The sequence below is a fragment of the Actinomycetospora sp. C-140 genome (assembly GCF_054796175.1).
Map to the genome: position 1 here is coordinate 162,999 of NZ_JBTWNF010000010.1, position 16,248 is coordinate 179,246.

Annotated in this window: 16 protein-coding genes and 1 pseudogene; 11 read left to right on the forward strand and 6 right to left on the reverse strand. The window is 74.1% G+C overall.

Features of this window, described 5'->3' with window-relative positions; genetic code table 11:
• Nucleotides 1-72: 72 nt before the first annotated feature.
• The 5 genes and pseudogenes from ACR9E3_RS18115 to ACR9E3_RS18135 all read left to right on the forward strand — a co-directional run.
• A complete protein-coding gene (locus ACR9E3_RS18115) occupies nucleotides 73-210 on the forward strand; it encodes a hypothetical protein (protein ID WP_460381902.1) in 138 nt (45 codons plus the stop codon).
• The gene (gene galT, locus ACR9E3_RS18120) at nucleotides 207-1,193 is read left to right on the forward strand and encodes a galactose-1-phosphate uridylyltransferase (protein WP_460381903.1); all 987 of its coding nucleotides are present in this window, start codon (nucleotides 207-209) and stop codon (nucleotides 1,191-1,193) included. The genes ACR9E3_RS18115 and galT overlap by 4 nt, the downstream gene beginning before the upstream one ends.
• Nucleotides 1,190-2,362, forward strand: coding sequence for a galactokinase (gene galK, locus ACR9E3_RS18125; RefSeq protein ID WP_460381904.1), 1,173 nt, complete (start codon nucleotides 1,190-1,192; stop codon nucleotides 2,360-2,362). Before galT ends, galK begins: the two co-directional genes overlap by 4 nt.
• A 23-nt stretch (nucleotides 2,363-2,385) precedes the next feature.
• Nucleotides 2,386-3,453: a LacI family DNA-binding transcriptional regulator gene (locus tag ACR9E3_RS18130; protein WP_460381905.1), complete on the forward strand. Its 1,068-nt coding sequence runs from the start codon at nucleotides 2,386-2,388 to the stop codon at nucleotides 3,451-3,453.
• A 24-nt stretch (nucleotides 3,454-3,477) separates the two neighbouring features.
• Nucleotides 3,478-3,681, forward strand: a pseudogene (locus ACR9E3_RS18135) (CDGSH iron-sulfur domain-containing protein); the annotation flags it as partial.
• A gap of 35 nt (nucleotides 3,682-3,716) precedes the next feature.
• Here ACR9E3_RS18135 and ACR9E3_RS18140 read toward each other — a convergent pair.
• Complete coding sequence (locus tag ACR9E3_RS18140) at nucleotides 3,717-4,709, reverse strand: iron-containing redox enzyme family protein (RefSeq protein ID WP_460381906.1); 993 nt, start codon at nucleotides 4,707-4,709, stop codon at nucleotides 3,717-3,719.
• A gap of 273 nt (nucleotides 4,710-4,982) precedes the next feature.
• Here ACR9E3_RS18140 and ACR9E3_RS18145 point away from each other — a divergent pair, with 273 nt between their 5' ends.
• The 3 genes from ACR9E3_RS18145 (at nucleotide 4,983) to ACR9E3_RS18155 (ending at nucleotide 7,567) form a co-directional block, all read left to right on the forward strand.
• Nucleotides 4,983-5,729: a HemK2/MTQ2 family protein methyltransferase gene (locus ACR9E3_RS18145; RefSeq protein WP_460381907.1), complete on the forward strand. Its 747-nt coding sequence runs from the start codon at nucleotides 4,983-4,985 to the stop codon at nucleotides 5,727-5,729.
• A gap of 149 nt (nucleotides 5,730-5,878) precedes the next feature.
• Nucleotides 5,879-6,847, forward strand: coding sequence for a ferritin-like domain-containing protein (locus ACR9E3_RS18150; RefSeq protein WP_460381908.1), 969 nt, complete (start codon nucleotides 5,879-5,881; stop codon nucleotides 6,845-6,847).
• 69 nt (nucleotides 6,848-6,916) lie between these two features.
• On the forward strand, nucleotides 6,917-7,567 hold the full coding sequence (locus ACR9E3_RS18155; protein ID WP_460381909.1) for a hypothetical protein: 651 nt from the start codon (nucleotides 6,917-6,919) through the stop codon (nucleotides 7,565-7,567).
• Here ACR9E3_RS18155 and ACR9E3_RS18160 read toward each other — a convergent pair whose 3' ends face one another.
• The 5 genes from ACR9E3_RS18160 to ACR9E3_RS18180 form a co-directional block, all read right to left on the reverse strand.
• Entirely contained in the window at nucleotides 7,568-7,987 is a 420-nt protein-coding gene (locus ACR9E3_RS18160; protein ID WP_460381910.1) for a hypothetical protein, read from the reverse strand.
• A 32-nt stretch (nucleotides 7,988-8,019) separates the two neighbouring features.
• Nucleotides 8,020-8,256: a hypothetical protein gene (locus ACR9E3_RS18165; protein ID WP_460381911.1), complete on the reverse strand. Its 237-nt coding sequence runs from the start codon at nucleotides 8,254-8,256 to the stop codon at nucleotides 8,020-8,022.
• A 172-nt stretch (nucleotides 8,257-8,428) separates the two neighbouring features.
• Entirely contained in the window at nucleotides 8,429-9,607 is a 1,179-nt protein-coding gene (locus ACR9E3_RS18170; protein ID WP_460381912.1) for a 2Fe-2S iron-sulfur cluster-binding protein, read from the reverse strand.
• Nucleotides 9,607-11,529 (reverse strand): NAD(P)H-dependent oxidoreductase subunit E, encoded by a 1,923-nt coding sequence (locus ACR9E3_RS18175; protein ID WP_460381913.1) that lies wholly within the window; start codon nucleotides 11,527-11,529, stop codon nucleotides 9,607-9,609. The genes ACR9E3_RS18170 and ACR9E3_RS18175 overlap by 1 nt, the downstream gene beginning before the upstream one ends.
• A 4-nt stretch (nucleotides 11,530-11,533) precedes the next feature.
• Complete coding sequence (locus tag ACR9E3_RS18180) at nucleotides 11,534-13,471, reverse strand: molybdopterin oxidoreductase family protein (RefSeq protein ID WP_460381914.1); 1,938 nt, start codon at nucleotides 13,469-13,471, stop codon at nucleotides 11,534-11,536.
• Between the two features lie 205 nt (nucleotides 13,472-13,676).
• On the opposite strand from ACR9E3_RS18180, the gene ACR9E3_RS18185 reads away from it, so the two are divergent.
• From ACR9E3_RS18185 to ACR9E3_RS18195, 3 genes are all read left to right on the forward strand, one after another.
• A complete protein-coding gene (locus tag ACR9E3_RS18185) occupies nucleotides 13,677-14,189 on the forward strand; it encodes a hypothetical protein (RefSeq protein WP_460381915.1) in 513 nt (170 codons plus the stop codon).
• 111 nt (nucleotides 14,190-14,300) lie between these two features.
• Nucleotides 14,301-15,155 (forward strand): SDR family oxidoreductase, encoded by an 855-nt coding sequence (locus ACR9E3_RS18190; protein WP_460381916.1) that lies wholly within the window; start codon nucleotides 14,301-14,303, stop codon nucleotides 15,153-15,155.
• Nucleotides 15,152-16,225, forward strand: a complete 1,074-nt coding sequence (locus ACR9E3_RS18195; RefSeq protein WP_460381917.1) for an NAD-dependent formate dehydrogenase — start codon at nucleotides 15,152-15,154, stop codon at nucleotides 16,223-16,225. Before ACR9E3_RS18190 ends, ACR9E3_RS18195 begins: the two co-directional genes overlap by 4 nt.
• Nucleotides 16,226-16,248 lie beyond the last annotated feature (23 nt).

A 16,248-nucleotide genomic window follows, 5' to 3' on the forward strand; every position in this document is an offset into this window, starting at 1 on the left:
CGCCGTGAACGTTAACGTGATGGTTCACGAGACTGATACCGGTACGTTGCTTGCGTCAAGAGGGAGGCGTAGTTGGACGACCACGGAGCGTGCGACGTGCCGGACGGCGGGGCGGAGGACGAGGTGCCGGACGAGGTCGCCGAGGAGGTCGAGCAGCTCGCCGACGGCCGGACGATCCGCTTCTTCTCCTGGGTGCGGGACGACCGGTGAGCGAGCGCCGCTACGACCCGACGCACGGCGAGTGGGTCACCTTCGCGACACATCGCCAGGACCGGACGTACAAGCCGTCCGCGGCCGCGTGCCCTCTCTGCCCGACCACGCCCGGCCACGAGCCCACCGAGATCCCCCGCGAGCACTTCGACGTCGCGGTGTTCGACAACCGGTTCCCGTCGCTGTCGACCCACCCGCCCGAGCCGTCGGTCGCGGGCACCGACCTGGTCCCGGTGGAGCCCGCGTACGGGCACTGCGAGGTCGTGGTCTTCACCGACGACCACGACGCGACGCTCGCCTCGGTCGGCGTCGCCCGGGTGAGCCTGCTCGTCGAGACCTGGGCGCGTCGGGCCGCCGATCTCGGCGCCGACCCCGGCGTGCGCTACGTGCTGCCGTTCGAGAACAAGGGCGAGGCGGTCGGCGTGACGCTGCACCACCCGCACGGCCAGGTCTACGCGTACCCCGACGTGCCGCCGCGCCCCGCCCGGGAGCTGGCGGCGGGTCGGCGTCACCACGACCGCACCGGGCACTGCGTGTTCTGCGACGTCGTCGCCGCGGAGGCCGCCGGCCCCCGCGAGGTCGTGGCGGGCGAGCACTTCGTCGCCGGGGTGCCGCCGTGGGCGCGCTTCCCCTACGAGGTCGACATCTGGAGCCGGGAGCACGTCCCGTCGCTGCCCGAGCTGACCCCGGCGGCGCGGGCCGATCTCGGCCGGGTGCTCGCGACGGTGCTCGCGAGCTACGACGCCTGGTTCGGCTCCAGCACGTCGTACCTGCTGGGCGTCCACGCCGCGCCGACCGACGGCACCGACCGCGACGTCGCGCACCTGCACCTCGAGATCTGCCCGCCCCATCGCGGCGGGGGCAAGCTCAAGTACCTCGCCGGGTCGGAGACCTTCGGCGGCGCGTTCCTCACCGACGTCGCCCCCGAGGTCGCGGCCGCGCGGCTGCGCGAGGCGGCGGGGCGGGCGGTGGTGCCGGCGTGAGCGACCCCGTGCACGACCTCGCCCGGGACCTGGCGCAGACGTTCCGCGACGCGGTCGGCCACGACCCCGAGGGCGTCTTCTCGGCGCCGGGCCGGGTCAACCTCATCGGCGAGCACACCGACCACAACGAGGGCCACGTCCTTCCCTTCGCCATCGACCGCCGGTGCCGGGTCGCGGTGGGGCGCCGCGCCGACGACACCGTGACCGTCCGCTCCGCCCAGGAGCCCGGCGCGACCGTGACGACGACGCTCGGCGCGCTGGCGGACGCCCGCGGCTGGTCGGCGTACGCGCTGGGCACGGTGTGGGCGCTGCGGGAGGCGGGAGTGCCCGGCGACGGGGGCTGGGACCTCGTCGTCGCCGGTGACGTCCCGCTGGGCTCCGGGCTGTCGTCCTCCGCGGCGCTGGAGAGTGCGGTGGCCCTGGCCGTGTCCGAGCTGACCGGGGCCGGCCTCGACCGCCACACCCTCGCCCGCGCCGGACGCCGGGCCGAGAACGACGTCGTCGGCGCCCCGGTCGGGATCATGGACCAGGCCGCCTCGCTGCTGTGCCGCGACGGCGCCGCCCTGCTGCTCGACTGCCGCACGCTGGAGTCCGAGGACGTCGCACTCGGGCTCGACGAGGTCGGGCTCGCGACGCTGGTGGTCGACACCCGGGTGCGCCACGACCTCGCCGACGGCGGCTACGCCGACCGCCGGGCCGCCTGCGTCGCCGCGGCCGAGGCCCTCGGCGTCCCCGCGCTGCGGGACGCGACGCCGGCGATGCTCGACGCGCTCGAGGGCGACCTGCTCCAGCGCGCCCGGCACGTCGTCACCGAGGAGGCGCGGGTGCACCGGGTCGTCGACCTCCTGCGCGCCGGGCGCCCCGAGGCCGTGGGGCCGGAGCTCACGGCGTCGCACGCCTCGCTGCGCGACGACTTCGAGGTCTCGGTGCCTGCCCTCGACGCGGTGGTCGAGGCGGCGCTCGAGGACGGGGCGCTCGGCGCCCGGCTGGTGGGCGGTGGTTTCGGCGGCAGCGTCCTCGTGCTCGCGCCCGCGGCGGCCACCGACCGGCTGAGCGAGGCCGTGCGCCGTCGCGCCGCCGACGGCGGTCACCCCGAGCCCGTCGTCCGGGCGGTGCACCCCGCGGGCGGCGCACGTCGCGAACCGTGGGCGCCCGGACGACGGGACTAGGGTCACCGGCGGGGGAGGGCGGCGTGGACGAGGGAACGGCCATGGGCAACGGGGCGGGCGGAGCCGACGGGGCGAACGGGGCGACCAGGGACGACGTCACCGCCGGCGGGACGGTGCGGGTGACGATCGACGACGTCGCCCGGGCGGCGGGCGTCTCGCGCCAGACCGTGTCGCGCGCGATGAACGGCAAGGGCGAGATCAGCGCGGCCACCCGCCGCCGCGTGCTCGCGACGATCGAGGAGCTCGACTACCGGCCCAGCATGTTCGCCCGCGGCATGCGCACCCAGCGGGCGGGGACGCTCGGGCTGATCCTCTCCGACATCGCGAACCCCTTCTTCCCGGCCGTCGCCCGCGGCGTGTTCGACGCCGCCGCGGCCCTCGGCTTCTCGGTGGTCGTGCACAACACCGACGCCCACGCCGGCCGGGAGTCGGCGGCGGCGCGCGAGATCCTCGAGCGGGGCGCCGAGGGCGTCATCGGCTTCTTCGAGGCCCTCGGGGACGAGGAGCTGGTCGGGCTGCACCGGCGCGTGCCGCTCGTGGTCGCCGACCGGCGGGCGCCGGCCCCGGCGGTCGCGAGCGTGTCGTCCGACTTCGCCACCGGCACCCGCCTGGCCGTCGAGCACCTCCAGGCCCGCGGCCACCGGCACCTCGGGATGCTCGACGGCGCCGTCGGCGTCGACCACGTGCGGCGCCACGCCTTCACCGCCGCCACGGCGCCCCGGACGCCCGTGGTCACCGCACCACCGACGATCACGGGCGGCGCGGCGGCCGCCGCCCAGCTGCTCGGCGAGCACCCGGAGGTCACCGGGCTCTTCGCGTTCAACGACCTCATGGCCGTCGGCGCGATCCGGGCCCTGCGCGAGCGGGGTCGGCGCGTGCCCGACGACTGCGCGGTGGTCGGCTACGACGACCTCACCCTCGCCGCCGACCTCGACCCGCCGCTGACCACGGTGCACACCGACAAGTACGAGCTGGGCCGCACGCTGGTGGAGGTGCTCGACGGTGTCGTACGTGCCCGGCGGGAGGCGCACGAGCCGGGAGGCGAGCACCGGCTCCTGCCCGCGGCGCTGGTGGTCCGTCGTTCGGGATGACCCGGGCCCGGGTAGCCGCCCGCCATGGCTGCCCCCTCCCGCGAGACCCGACCGACCCGCGTCACGATGACCGAGGGCGGGCCGTTCCTCGTGGAGGGACCCGTCGAACTGGAGCTGCCCGACGGGAGCACCGTGACCAGCGAGCGCCCGGTCGTGGCGCTGTGCGCCTGCCGGCGCACCAAGCGCTACCCGTTCTGCGACACCAGCCACCGGCGCAAGGTTCGTTCCGGCGGCACGCCGCGCAGCGGAGCTGCCGCGGAGGATCAGGCCGCCGACGCCACCGGGGCGAGCAGCGCCGACTCCCCGTCCGACCAGCAGCGCACCACGTAGTCGGCGAACCGGTCCTCGAGCAGCGTCGAGGCCTGGATGCCGAGGACGACGTCGGCGGCGAGCTCCGGCTCGTGCTCGAGGAGCCCGGCGATCAGCTCACGGCGCACCACCTGCTCGTGGACCGCGTCGGCCTCGACGTGCTCGGCGTAGAACGCGGTCGCCGCCGCGGGCAGGCCCAGGCGTTCGATCGCCGTCACGAGCCGCGCCGACCCGGGCGGTGACGTGATCTCGATGAGCGCGAACTGGCCCACCGACGCGCCGCGCCACCGGCGGTGCAGGCCGAACAGCGACATGATGTTGACCGTCGCGAGGAGCTCGGCCGGTGCCGCGTCGAGGTAGGCGCCGTAGCCGGTGTCGAGGCCGAGCTCGGCCATCATGTCGGCGTAGATCCGGGCATGGACACGGTCGGCCCGACCGGCCCCGAACTCGTCGTGCTCGACGGTCATCAGCGACGCCTTCGCCCGGCCGGACACGCCGTCGAGCCGCGGGATCACCCAGGCCTGCGGGTCGGCCTCCTTGAGGTGGTAGATCGAGCGCAGCGCGACGTACTCGTCGAGCTGCCGGCGCTCGCCGGCACGCGCGAGGTGCCACGAGGGCCCGGAGCCCTCGGTCGGCTCGACCAGCAGCGCGTCGATCGCGGCCTCGACGTCGTCCCCGCCCTCGACCTCGGCCCGCACGGCGTCGAGGAAGCGGTCCTCGAGGTGCCGCCGCACGCGGAGCAGGTCGGGATCCCACTCGAGGTCGTCGGCGACCCCGTCGAACGAGCGGTAGTGCAGCTCGTAGCAGCAGTACAGCGCGAGCTGCACGTCCGCGCCGAGGGGATCGCCCTCGAGGTGCGGCGGGAGGTCGTGGGCCGCACCTCGTCCACCGAGCACGTCGAGCACGGCGGCCGACACCGGGCCGCGGGGGCGGGGCAGGTCGGGCACGGAGGGCTCCTTCGGTGTCGCTGATCCGGGGTCACAGCCGTGTTCGGGTCACCGCGGTCTTCGGTGTCACAGCCGTCGGCCGGTGGGCGGCCGACCTGGTACCCGATCGGGTCGCCGCCGCAGCCGCTCCCCGCACGTGAGATCCGTGACGCGGTCCCGCGGGCTCCCGCGGCGGCGCAGGTGGGTAACGCCTGCCGCGGGTCGACGCCGAGGTCGAGTCCGCCGCTGCCGGTGCCTGCGACCCGACTCGTCACCACCGAGCCGAGGAGCCCCATGACCGCCGTCGCGCCCCAGCCCACGCCACACCCCCGGTCCGACATCCGTCCCCACCACATCCGTCCCCACCACCGCGTGTTCCGCGTGCCGGGGGTCTACCCCGTCCAGCGCGACACCTGGCTGCTCGCCGACGTGCTGCGCGCCGAGCTCGCCGACCACGGCTGCGGGCCCGGCCGGCCCTGCCGCGTCCTCGAGCTCGGGGCGGGCGCCGGGGCGCTGTCGGTGGTCGCGGCCGGCGTCCCGTGCACCGAGGTCACCGCGGTCGACCTCTCGCGGCGCGCCCTGCTCTCGACCCGCGTCAACGCCGCCCGTCACGGCCGGCGGGTCCGGGTGCGCCGCGGGGACCTCACGGCGCCGGTCGCGGGGGAGCGGTTCGACGTGGTGGTCTCCAACCCGCCCTACGTCCCGGCCGAGACCGACGAGCTGCCCGACCACGGTCTCGCCCGCGCGTTCGACGGCGGCCGCGACGGGCGCGCCGTACTCGACCGCGTGTGCGACGAGGCCCCGCGGGTCCTGACCGCGGGCGGCCGGGTGCTCGTCGTGCACTCCGCGTTCAACGACCCGGAGCTCACGGTCCGCCGGCTGCGGGAGCGCGGGCTGGCGGCCGAGGTCGTGGCGCGCCACGAGCACCCCTACGGCCCGGTGCTGACGGCGCGGAGCGCGCTGCTGGCGCAGCGCGGGCTCGCCCGGCCGGACCAGCGCACCGAGGAGCTCGTCGTGGTCCGGGCCCAGGCCCCGGCCTGACGCCCCAGCGCACGGAGCGATCGGGCCGGACACGAATAGTCGGCCGCGACCCTGGGGTAGCCGATGAGCACCGGCCGAGAGGCCGGGCACGACATCCGCAGCGGCCGTCCCCGCGGCGACCACACCCGCAGTCGACTCAAAGGAGAAGTGTGAGCACCCAGACCGACATCATCGCCCAGCTGCGCGCGCTGTTGCAGCTGACGCAGACCGAGGTCCAGGTCGCCCGCATCCGCGTCGCCCAGGCCCGCACCGAGGCGGTGCGCAAGGAGCTGACCGAGAACGCCCGGAATGCCGAGCGGCGGACCGAGGAGATCACCCGCGAGCTGCAGCGTCTCGGGGGCGTCGCCGACGTCGTGTCCCCGCTGGTGGGCCGTGTCGGCGCGGTCGTCAAGAGCACGGTCGAGCAGGCAGGCCCGGTCGACGACGCGCTGCTCGGCGACCTGACGCTCGAGCACCAGCTGCGCGACCGCGCCGTCTACCTCCGCAGCCTCGCCGAGTCCGCGAAGGACAACGCGGTCCGCAGCCTGGCCGACCGGCTCGAGCAGGCGCACAGCGCGACCATCGCGTGGCTGACCACCGTGCTCGCCGAGCACGCCCTCGGCGGCCCGCCCGCGATCCAGCCGACCCCGGTGCAGATGGTCATCGGCGGCGCCACGCGCGCCGTGCGGCTGCCGGTCAACTTCGCCCGGGAGCAGGTCAGCCGGTGGGCCGCCCGCCTGCAGCAGCGCGGTGACCAGGTCCGCGCGGTCGTGACCGACACGGCCGGTCGCGCCGCACGCCTCGGTGAGGACGCCCGCGACGTCGTCGTCACCGGGCGCGACGCCGCGCTCGACCGCGCCGAGCAGGTCAGCCGCCGCGAGGGCAACACCGCCGCGGCCGACGCCCTGCACGAGGCGCGGACCCGCCTCGGCGCGCTGCACTCCTCGGAGCTGCCGATCCGCGACTACGACGCCCTCGGCGTCAACGACGCGGTGTCGAAGATCAAGCAGCTGGACGAGGTCGAGGACCTGAACAAGGTCATCGTCTACGAGGAGGCGAACAAGAACCGCTCCGGTGTCGTCTCCGCCGCGCAGACGCGGCACGCCGCGCTGGCCCAGGAGGTCGCCGGCGTCCGCTGAGCGGACCCATCACACGTCCGGCCGGGCCCCCGCCGCGGGGCCCGGCCGTCCGTGTCTCCAGTCCCGGAGGTGACGGTGCTCCAGAACATCGCGAGCGTCGCGCAGACGCTCTCGCCGCTGCTCTACGCCGCGTTCATCGTGGTGATCTGGTTCCAGCTGCGCGCCGCCCGGGAGTCGGTCCGCGAGGTGCGCCAGGAGTTCCTGGCCGCCGGGCGTCCCGTCGTCGCGGTGCACGACGAGTTCGACCACGGCACGCGCGCGCTGAGCCTCGCTGTGGAGAACGTGGGCCAGGGTCCCGCGAAGAACATCAGCTTTGCGTTCTCCCGGCCCATCGAGAGCTCCGACGGCGTGGAGATCTCGGGCCTGCCGCTGTTCACGATCGGCCTCACCTCGCTCTCGCCCGGGGCCCGGATCACGTGCTTCTGGGACGACCTCGACGACCAGATGACGTTCCTGCGCAAGAACGGCCTCGACGGCGAGGACTTCGACGTCACCGTCGAGTACACCGACCTGCCGGGCGCCCGGTACTGGAACAGCTGGGACATCCAGCCCGCCGTCTACGAGGGCCTGCGCCCGCCGTCGCGTCCGGCGGACCACGCCATGGACCAGGCCGGCGAGATCACCGAGAGCGGCAGTGGCGGCGCGCAGGGCGGCCCGCCGGAGCCGACCGGCGAGCCGGCCCAGTCGGTCGCCGCGACCGCCGCCACCGAGGGCACCTGATCAGCCCGTCACCGCGCCCACGATCGCCGCGACGAGCAGCACCAGGGCGAGCACCAGCAGCGCCACCGGCGACAGCACCGCGACGAGGATCAGCAGCAGCGCCACGAGCACCTTGGTCGTCGTGCTCATGGCCCCGACCGCACCCTTGATGGCGGCCCACACCGGGTTCTGGCCCTGCAGCTTCGCGAGCCCGCCCGCCAGCAGGGCGTTCAGGCCGACGCCGCCGTTGGCCTTCAGCTCCTCCAGCCGGCCGGCGAAGTCCTCGACCTTGTCCGCGGCGACGGCGGCCAGCCGGTCGATCAGGACGACCGCGAGGCGCTGGAGACGTTCGCCCGCGGACGCTGTCGGGGTGGTGTCGGCGGGGTCGGGGGACGGCGCCGGCACGTCCGCCTGCTGATCGAACGCAGCCGCAGCCGTCATGGGCGTGCTCCTCGGTGAGGGTCGGGCACGGTTCAGCCGTGCTGGGTGACGTCGTGGGCGCGTCGGGCCAGGGCGAGCCCGTCGCGCATCCCCTCGGCGTAGGACCGGGTCTCGCGCTCCTCGACGGTCGGGTCCTCGACGGGCTCGCTCTCGATCAGCGTCGTGAGCACCGCCTCGACGTCGTCCACCCGACCGGCCTCGACCAGCTGGTGCAGACCCTGCACCACCTCGGCCGTCCGGTCCCGCTTGCTGCCCTTCGTGCTCGCCACGGCGGACTCCCTTCGTCGAGACCCCGCGTCGAGCGGGCCTCGGTTGCGCACACCTCATCAGCCGGGTGCCCGGGCGAGAAGGTCCCCCACCACCTTGGCGCCCGATGGCGGGGCGTGTTCGGCCGTTCGCGTTCGGTGATGACCCTGAGCGGGCCATCGCCCGGCGGGACCGTCAGAGGTTCTGCACGTGCTGGAACCCGAAGCGTCCCTTGATGCAGAGGTGCCCGTGGGTCACCGAGTGGTCGGACGGGCTCGTCACGTTGACGATGCGGTTCTGCTGGACGTGCAGCTCGAGGTTGCAGCCGACGCCGCAGAACGAGCAGATCGTCGTCGTGACGGTCTCCTCCTCGGGGTGCCAGTCGCCGGCCTCGCGCAGCTCGTACTCCTCGCGCGAGATCAGCGCACCCGTGGGACAGACCCCGATGCAGTTGCCGCAGTAGACGCAGGCCGAGTCGGGCAGCGGGGTGTCGAACTCGGTGGCGATCCGGGCGTCGAACCCGCGACCGGCCGCGGCGATCGCGAAGGTGAACTGGGCGTCGGTGCCGCAGGCGTTGACGCACTTGTAGCACATGATGCAGCGCGAGTAGTCGCGGACGTAGAGCTCGTTGTCGACCTTCACGGGCTGCGCGACGGTGGCGGCGGTGGCCCCGTCGGGCAGGTGGTGGTGGCCCGGGTGGCGGCGGTCGCGCTCGCCCGCGGCGGCCGGCGCGGCGGGCGGGCCGTAGCGGCTCGTGTCGACGCCGTACTCGCCGATCCAGCGCTGGACGTCGCCGCTCGCGCGGTCCATGTCCACCGACGAGGTCAGCAGCTCGAGCACCATGCGCCGGCTGTGCCGCACCTTCTCGGTGTCGGTGCGGACCTTCATGCCGTCCTCGCACGTCCGCGCGCACGACGGCACCAGGGTCCGCGAGCCCTCGACCTCGACGACGCACACCCGGCAGGCGTTGATGGGGTCCATGTTCGGCGCCCAGCACAACGTCGGGGTGTCGGCCTGCTCCGGGGTGCCCTCGTCGTGCAGCGCGCCGAGGATCGTCGTCCCCTCCGGCACCCGGACCTCGCGGCCGTCCAGTTCGACGCTGACCCGACGCTGGATCTGGCCGAGCATCACGGTGCCGGTGCGCAGGCGCTCCTCGGGCTTGTGGCCCGGCGCGGCCGGGTCGACGACCGTCGGGCCGACCGCCGTGTGGGGGTGGGTGTCGCCGTCGGTGCGCTCGCCCGGGGGCGGGCCGCTGCCGTCGCCGGCGACGGCAGCGCCCTCGACGGCCTCGTCCGCGCCGTCGATCGTCTCGCCCACGGGCGCGGAGGAGCCACTGCCGGCCGGGGCCGGTCCCTTGCCGCTGGTGGTGGTCATCAGTGGGGCACCTTGCCGTTGGGGGATCCGGTGACGGAACGAGGCTCGGGGCGATCGAGCAGCCCGAGCTGCAGAGCCGAGGTGATCGCGGCGGGCGCGGTCTGGCCGAGCCCGCAGATGGAGGCATCGCGCATGACGCGGGCCAGGTCGTCGAGCAGGGCCATCTCGGTCTCGCGCGAGCCGATCGGCGCATCCCGCTCGAGGCGGGCCAGCGCCTCCTCCTGGCGCACCGTGCCGACCCGGCACGGCACGCACTGGCCGCAGGACTCGTCGCGGAAGAACGCCGCGATCCGCCGCAGCGTGCCGGTGAGGTCGGCCTGCTGGTCGAACACGAGCACGACGCCGGAGCCGACGGTCGCCCCGATGTCGCGGGTGCCCTCGAGGGTCAGCGGGACGTCGAGGTTCTCCTCCATGACGAAGCCGCCCGCGGCGCCGCCGAGCAGCACGGTGCGCATCTCCCCGCGCACGCCCCCGGCGAGCTCGAGGAGCCCGCCGAGCGTCGTGCCGAAGTCGACCTCGTAGACCCCGGGCGTGCCGACCGCGCCCGAGACGCAGAACAGCTTGGTGCCCGTGGAGCGCCCGCCGCCGATCTCGGCGAACGCCTGGCCGCCGATGTCGAGGATGCCCAGCACGTTGTAGAGGGTCTCGACGTTGTTGATCGCGGTCGGCTTGCCGAACAGCCCGGAGACGCTCGGGAACGGCGGCTTGTTGCGCGGCTCGCCGCGGAAGCCCTCGATCGACTCGAGCAGCGCGGTCTCCTCGCCGCAGATGTAGGCGCCGGCGCCGCGGCGCAGCTCGATGTCGAAGGCGAAGCCCTCACCCATGACGTCGTCGCCGAGGAAGCCGCGGGCCCGCGCGGCCTCGATCGCCCCGAGCAGCCGTCGGGTGGCCAGGGGGTACTCGCCGCGGATGTAGAGGTAGCCCGTGCGCGCGCCGGTGACGTAGCCGGCGATCGTCATGGCCTCGACCAGCCCGAACGGGTCGCTCTCCATGAGCACCCGGTCCTTGAACGTGCCGGGCTCGGACTCGTCGGCGTTGCACACGAGGTAGTGCGGGCGTTCCGGGGCGCCGGCCACGCCCTTCCACTTCACGCCCGTCGGGAACGCGGCACCGCCGCGGCCGGTCAGCGACGAGTCCTCCAGCTCGGTGATCACCCGCGTCGGCCCGAGGTCGACCGCGCGGCGCAGCGCGGCGTAGCCCCCGTGGGCGCGGTAGTCGTCGAGGCTGGTCGGGTCGACGACGCCGACCCGGCGCAGCAGGCGCAGCGGCCCGCCCTCGGGCAGCGTGCCCCCGGGTCCGGCCTGCGGGGCGCTGACCCGGGTGTCGTCGAAGACCGCGTCCGCCTCATCCGCCGTTCCGGGGTCGTCGGTCCGCGCGGCCGCGAGCACGTCGTCCGGGGTCGCCGGCGCCTGGCTGAGGTCGGGCTCGCCCGCCCGCTGGTGCATCACCGCGGGCGCCCGCTCGCACAGGCCGAGGCACGGGCTGCGGACCCAGCAGGCGTCCGTGCCACTACCTTCGGCGCCCTCGGGACCCAGCGCGTCGGTGAGCACCGTGGCGATCTCCTCGCCGCCGTACGGCCCGCACGCGACGTCGTCGCAGACGTGCACGACCCGCGGCGCGCGGGGCTCGACGGCGAACATCGCGTAGAACGTCGCCACCCCGTAGATCTCCGCCGGCGGCACCGACAGCGTGCGGGCGACGTGGTTCAGCGCGCCCTCGGAGATCCAGCCGGCGGCGTCGTGCACCGCGTGCAGCACCGGCAGCAGCAGGTGACGGCGCGCGCGGGCGTCGTGGCCGGCGTGGGCGGTGCGGCGGGGCCGGTCCTCCGCGGTGCTCGCCGGGTCGGCGAGCACGCCGAACGCGACGTCGATCGCCTCGCGCTCGACGTCGGTGGGCTCGGCGGTGGAGAGGTGGAGATCCAAGGAATCAGCTTCCTGCCGCGGGCAGCGCCGCGGCTCGTTCGGCCCGGTCGGACAGCTTCTCGACACGGACGGCGGTGGCCTTGAACTCGGACGTGCCCGACTTCGGGTCCCAGGCGTCGTTGGTCAGGATGTTGACGTCGACCTCCTCGGTGAAGTGCGGCGTGAACGAGGCGAGACCGGGGCGCAGCGACGGGTCGACCGCCACGGGCGCCTCGACCGCCCCGCGCCGCGAGACGACCCGCACCCGCTCGCCGTCGGCGATCCCGAGGCGGGCGGCGTCCTCGGCGTCGATGCGCAGCGACTCCCGGCGGCGCAGCGGCGAGGCGTACCCGCCGGTCTGCACCCCGGAGTTGTAGGCGTCGAGCACCCGGACCGTCGTGAGGCGGATCGGGAACTCGGCGTCGAGGGCGTCGACCGGCGCCACGTGCTCGACCGGGGTGAACGGGGCCGGCTTCCCCCGCTCCTCTGGGGTGTCGGCCCACAGGCGAGCGTGCATCAGAGGCGTGCCGGGGTGGTCCTCCGACGGGCACGGCCACTGCAGTCCGCCGAGCTCGTCGAGGCGGGCGTAGCTCATGCCCGCGTGCCAGTTCAGCGACACCGAGCGCAGCTCGTCCCACACCTCCTCGGCGGTGGGCTGTCCCCAGTCGTGGCCCAGCGCCGTGGCCAGCCCGCAGATGATGTGGGTGTCGGGGCGGGCCTGGCCCGGCGGGTCGATCGCCTTGCGCACGCGCTGCACGCGGCGTTCGGAGTTGGTGACCGTGCCCTCGTACTCGCACCAGTCCGCCGTCGCCGGGAACACCACGTCGGCGAGCTCGGCGGTCGCCGTGCGGAAGATGTCCTGCACGATGAGGCAGTCGAGGCTCTCGAGCATGTGCCGCGCGTGGGCGGCGTTGGCCTCGGACTCCGCCGGGTTCTCCCCGATGCAGTAGAGCGCCTTGAGCTCGCCGCGCTCCATCGCCTCGAACATCTGCGAGAGGTGCATGCCGGGCTCGCGCGGGTAGTCGTCGCTGCCCCACACCGCGGCGAAGCGGGCGCGCGCGTCCTCGTCGAACACGTCGTAGCCGCCGGGCAGCTTGGCCGGGATCGAGCCCATGTCACCGCCGCCCTGCACGTTGTTCTGCCCGCGCAGCGGCACCAGGCCCGACCCGTAGCGCCCGACGTGCCCCGTGAGCAGCGCGAGGTTGATCAGGGCGAAGACGTAGTCCGCGGCGTTGTGGTGCTCGGTGATGCCCAGCGTCCAGCAGATCTGGGCGCGGTCGGCCCGGGCGTAGGCGTGCGCGAGCTCGCGGATCGTCGCCGCCGGCACGCCGGTGATCTCCTCGGTGCGCTCGAGCGTGTACGGCTCGACCGTGGCCGCGTAGTCGTCGAAGCCGGTGGTCGAGCGCTCCACGAAGGCGCGGTTCACCAGGCCCGCGTGGATGATCTCGCGCCCGATCGCGTTCGCCAGCGCGATGTCGGTGCCGACGTCCAGGCCCAGCCAGGCATCCGCCCAGTGCGCCGTGGACGTGTGGCGCGGGTCGACCGAGTACAGCCGCGCCCCGTTGCGCAGACCCTGCAGCACGTGGTGGAAGAAGATCGGGTGCGTCTCGCGCGCGTTCGATCCCCACAGCACGAGCAGGTCGGCGTGTTCCGCCTCGACATACGCGGAGGTGCCGCCGCCGGCACCGAACACCGTCGTCAGACCGACGACACTGGGAGCGTGTCAAGTGCGGTTGCAGCTGTCGACGTTGTTGCTGCCCATCACCACCCGCGCGAACTTCTCCGCGGCGTAGTTCATCTCGTTGGTGGCCTTCGAGCAGCTGAACATCCCGAACGCGTCGCCCGGCACCCCGCGCAGACCCGCCGCGGCGCGCTCGAGCGCCTCGTCCCAGCTCGCCGGTCGCAGGGCACCGTTCTCCCGCACGAGCGGTTCGGTGATCCGGACGTGGCGTGGCTTGCGCATGGCTGGACTTCCTCCCGAGGAACCTGGTGTCGCCGCGGTCACCACTGTAGGTGGCGTTGGGAGGTGCGTCACACGGATCATCCCGGCGTCCGGAACACCCGCTCGTCCGCGTCCGGAACATGTCGCCGGTGACCCGTTTGGGGCAGTGTGCGCTGGGGAAACGAGTCGCCACCGGTGTGCGGAGCCGCACGGACGAGGAGGAACGATGGCGGGCAACCCGAAGGTCGAGCAGGTGGTCGAGCAGGTCCGCGGTCTCAACGAGCAGATCGTGAGCCGCGCTCGTCAGGGCGGCGAGGAGTCGCTGCGCGCCTACAAGGACCTGCTCGAGAACCTGGCCGAGGCCGAGGAGGCGGCGGGTGACCGCACCGCCGAGTGGATCCAGGCGTTCGCCCGCGCCCAGGCCTCCTTCACCCGCGAGCTGGCGGAGGCCTTCCCGTCGCTGTTGCAGCGGATCTCCGGCGGTGTCGCCGGTGCCGCGGGCAGCGCCGCCGAGCAGGCCCGGAAGGTCCCGGGCGTCCAGGCCGCCGAGGGTGAGGCGAAGGGCGCGGTCTCGCGGGAGGAGGAGCTGCCGATCAAGAACTACGACGACCTCAACGCGGCCGACGCGGTCAAGAAGCTCGACGGGCTCTCCGCGACCGACCTCGGCAAGATCGACGCCTACGAGCGGCGCACGAAGAACCGCAAGACGGTGCTCGACAGGATCCAGAGCCTGCGCTGAGGTGGCTCCGCCTCGTGAGCACTTCCGCGTGCCGGAGCACGCGGAAGTGCTCACGTGCGCGGAGCGCACACGACGTTTCGGGCCCGGGCCGCGTCGTCAAGGCCTGCGGGCATGACGTCCGAGCAGCCCCCTCCGCAGGAGCAGACCTACCCCGGCAGCACCGGGGCGATGGATCCCGAGCCGAACGACGAGATGACCGGCTACGTCGGCCGTGACCTGCTCGCCGGGCGCCGGGCGCTGATCACCGGCGGCGACTCCGGCATCGGGCGCGCCGTCGCGGTGGCGTTCGCCGAGGAGGGCGCCGACGTCGCGATCAGCTACCTCTCCGAGGGCGACGACGCGAAGCACACCCAGTCGCTCGTCGAGGCCCGCGGCCGCCGCTGCGTGCGCCTGCCCGGCGACATCGCCGACCGGGACCACTGCTCGCGGATGGTGGCCCGTGCCGCCGACGAGCTCGGCGGGCTCGACCTGCTCGTCAACAACGCCGCCACCCAGACCCCGGTGACCGGACCGGAGGAGCTCTCCGACGAGCAGTGGGACCGCACGTTCGCGACGAACGTCTCCAGCTTCTTCTGGATCACGAAGGACGCCCTGCCCCACCTCGGCGAGGGGTCGGCGATCATCAACACCGGCTCGGTCAACGGGCTGCGCGGCAACAAGGCGCTGCTCGACTACTCCGCGGCCAAGGGCGCGGTGCACGCGCTGACCATGTCGCTGTCCCAGCAGCTGCTCCCGCGCGGCATCCGCGTCAACTGCGTGGCGCCCGGACCGGTCTGGACGCCCCTGATCCCGGCGACGATGCCCGAGGAGAAGGTCGACTCCTTCGGCGCGCAGGCGCCGATCGGACGCCCGGCGACGCCCGACGAGATCGCGCCGTCCTACGTGTTCTTCGCGGCCGACCGCCTGTCCTCGTACTACAGCGGCGAGGTGCTCGCCCCGACCGGCGGCGAGACCCACCCCGGGTGACGCGTCCGGTCGTGCACGACCGTGTCGGCGGCGCCGCGACCCGGGTAGCCGCGCCCATGAAGGTCGTCTACGTGTCCTATCCGCCGTCCGACGGCGCCTCCGTCCCGGCCGACGCGGACAACGCGCTCGGGCTCCGGTCGTTCCTCACCTCGCGGGGCCACGAGCTGGTCACCACCGCCGACACCGGCGACGGCCTGGACGCCGAGCTCGCCGACGCCGAGGTGCTGATCACGACCCCGTTCTGGCCGGTCTACCTCGACGAGGACCGGATCGCGAAGGCGGCGAACCTGAAGCTGGTCGTCACCGCGGGGATCGGGTCCGACCACACCGACCCGGAGGTCGCGCAGCAGCACGGCGTCACCGTCGCCGAGGTCACCGGCTCCAACGTCGTCAGCGTCGCCGAGCACAACGTGCTGCAGATCCTCGCGCTCGTCCGCAACTTCGTGCCCGCCCACACCGAGGCCCGCGACGGGGGCTGGGACGTCGCGAAGGTCGTGGCGCCGTCGCACGACCTCGAGGGCAAGACCGTCGGGATCGTCGGGCTCGGCGCCATCGGGGCCCGCACCGCGCTGCGGCTCAAGGGCTTCGACGTCGAGATGCTCTACTACGCCAACCACCGCCGGTCCGCGGGCGAGGAGGCCTCGCTGGGCGTGCGCTACGCCCGCCTCGACACCCTCGTCGCGACGTCGGACGTGATCTGCCTGGCGCTGCCGCTCATGGAGGGCAGCCAGGCACTGTTCGGTCCGGAGCGGCTGAAGGCCATGAAGCCGGGGGCGTGGCTCGTCAACACCGCGCGGGGCGCGATCGTCGACCGGGACGCCCTGGTGGAGGCCGTCGAGTCCGGGCACCTCGCGGGCTACGCCGGCGATACCTGGTACCCCCAGCCGGCGCCGGCCGACCACCCGTGGCGTGCGCTGCCCGAGGGCTCCGAGGCCATGACCATCCACTGCTCGGGCATGACGCTCGAGGCGCAGGACCGCATCGCCGAGGGTGTGCACGAGATGCTCGCCGCGCACCTCGACGGCCGCCCGCTCCCCGAGGACTTCCTCGTCGTGGACGCCGCGGCCTAGGTACGTGAGCAGTTGGCGCCCCC

Bases quoted from the DNA above. Each gene is read 5' to 3' on its own strand.
- ACR9E3_RS18185 (WP_460381915.1), top strand. From the start codon at position 13,677: ATGGCGGGCAACCCGAAGGTCGAGCAGGTGGTCGAGCAGGTCCGCGGT.
- ACR9E3_RS18190 (WP_460381916.1), top strand. From the start codon at position 14,301: ATGACGTCCGAGCAGCCCCCTCCGCAGGAGCAGACCTACCCCGGCAGC.
- ACR9E3_RS18145 (WP_460381907.1), top strand. From the start codon at position 4,983: ATGACCGCCGTCGCGCCCCAGCCCACGCCACACCCCCGGTCCGACATC.
- ACR9E3_RS18170 (WP_460381912.1), bottom strand. From the start codon at position 9,607: ATGACCACCACCAGCGGCAAGGGACCGGCCCCGGCCGGCAGTGGCTCC.
- ACR9E3_RS18160 (WP_460381910.1), bottom strand. From the start codon at position 7,987: ATGACGGCTGCGGCTGCGTTCGATCAGCAGGCGGACGTGCCGGCGCCG.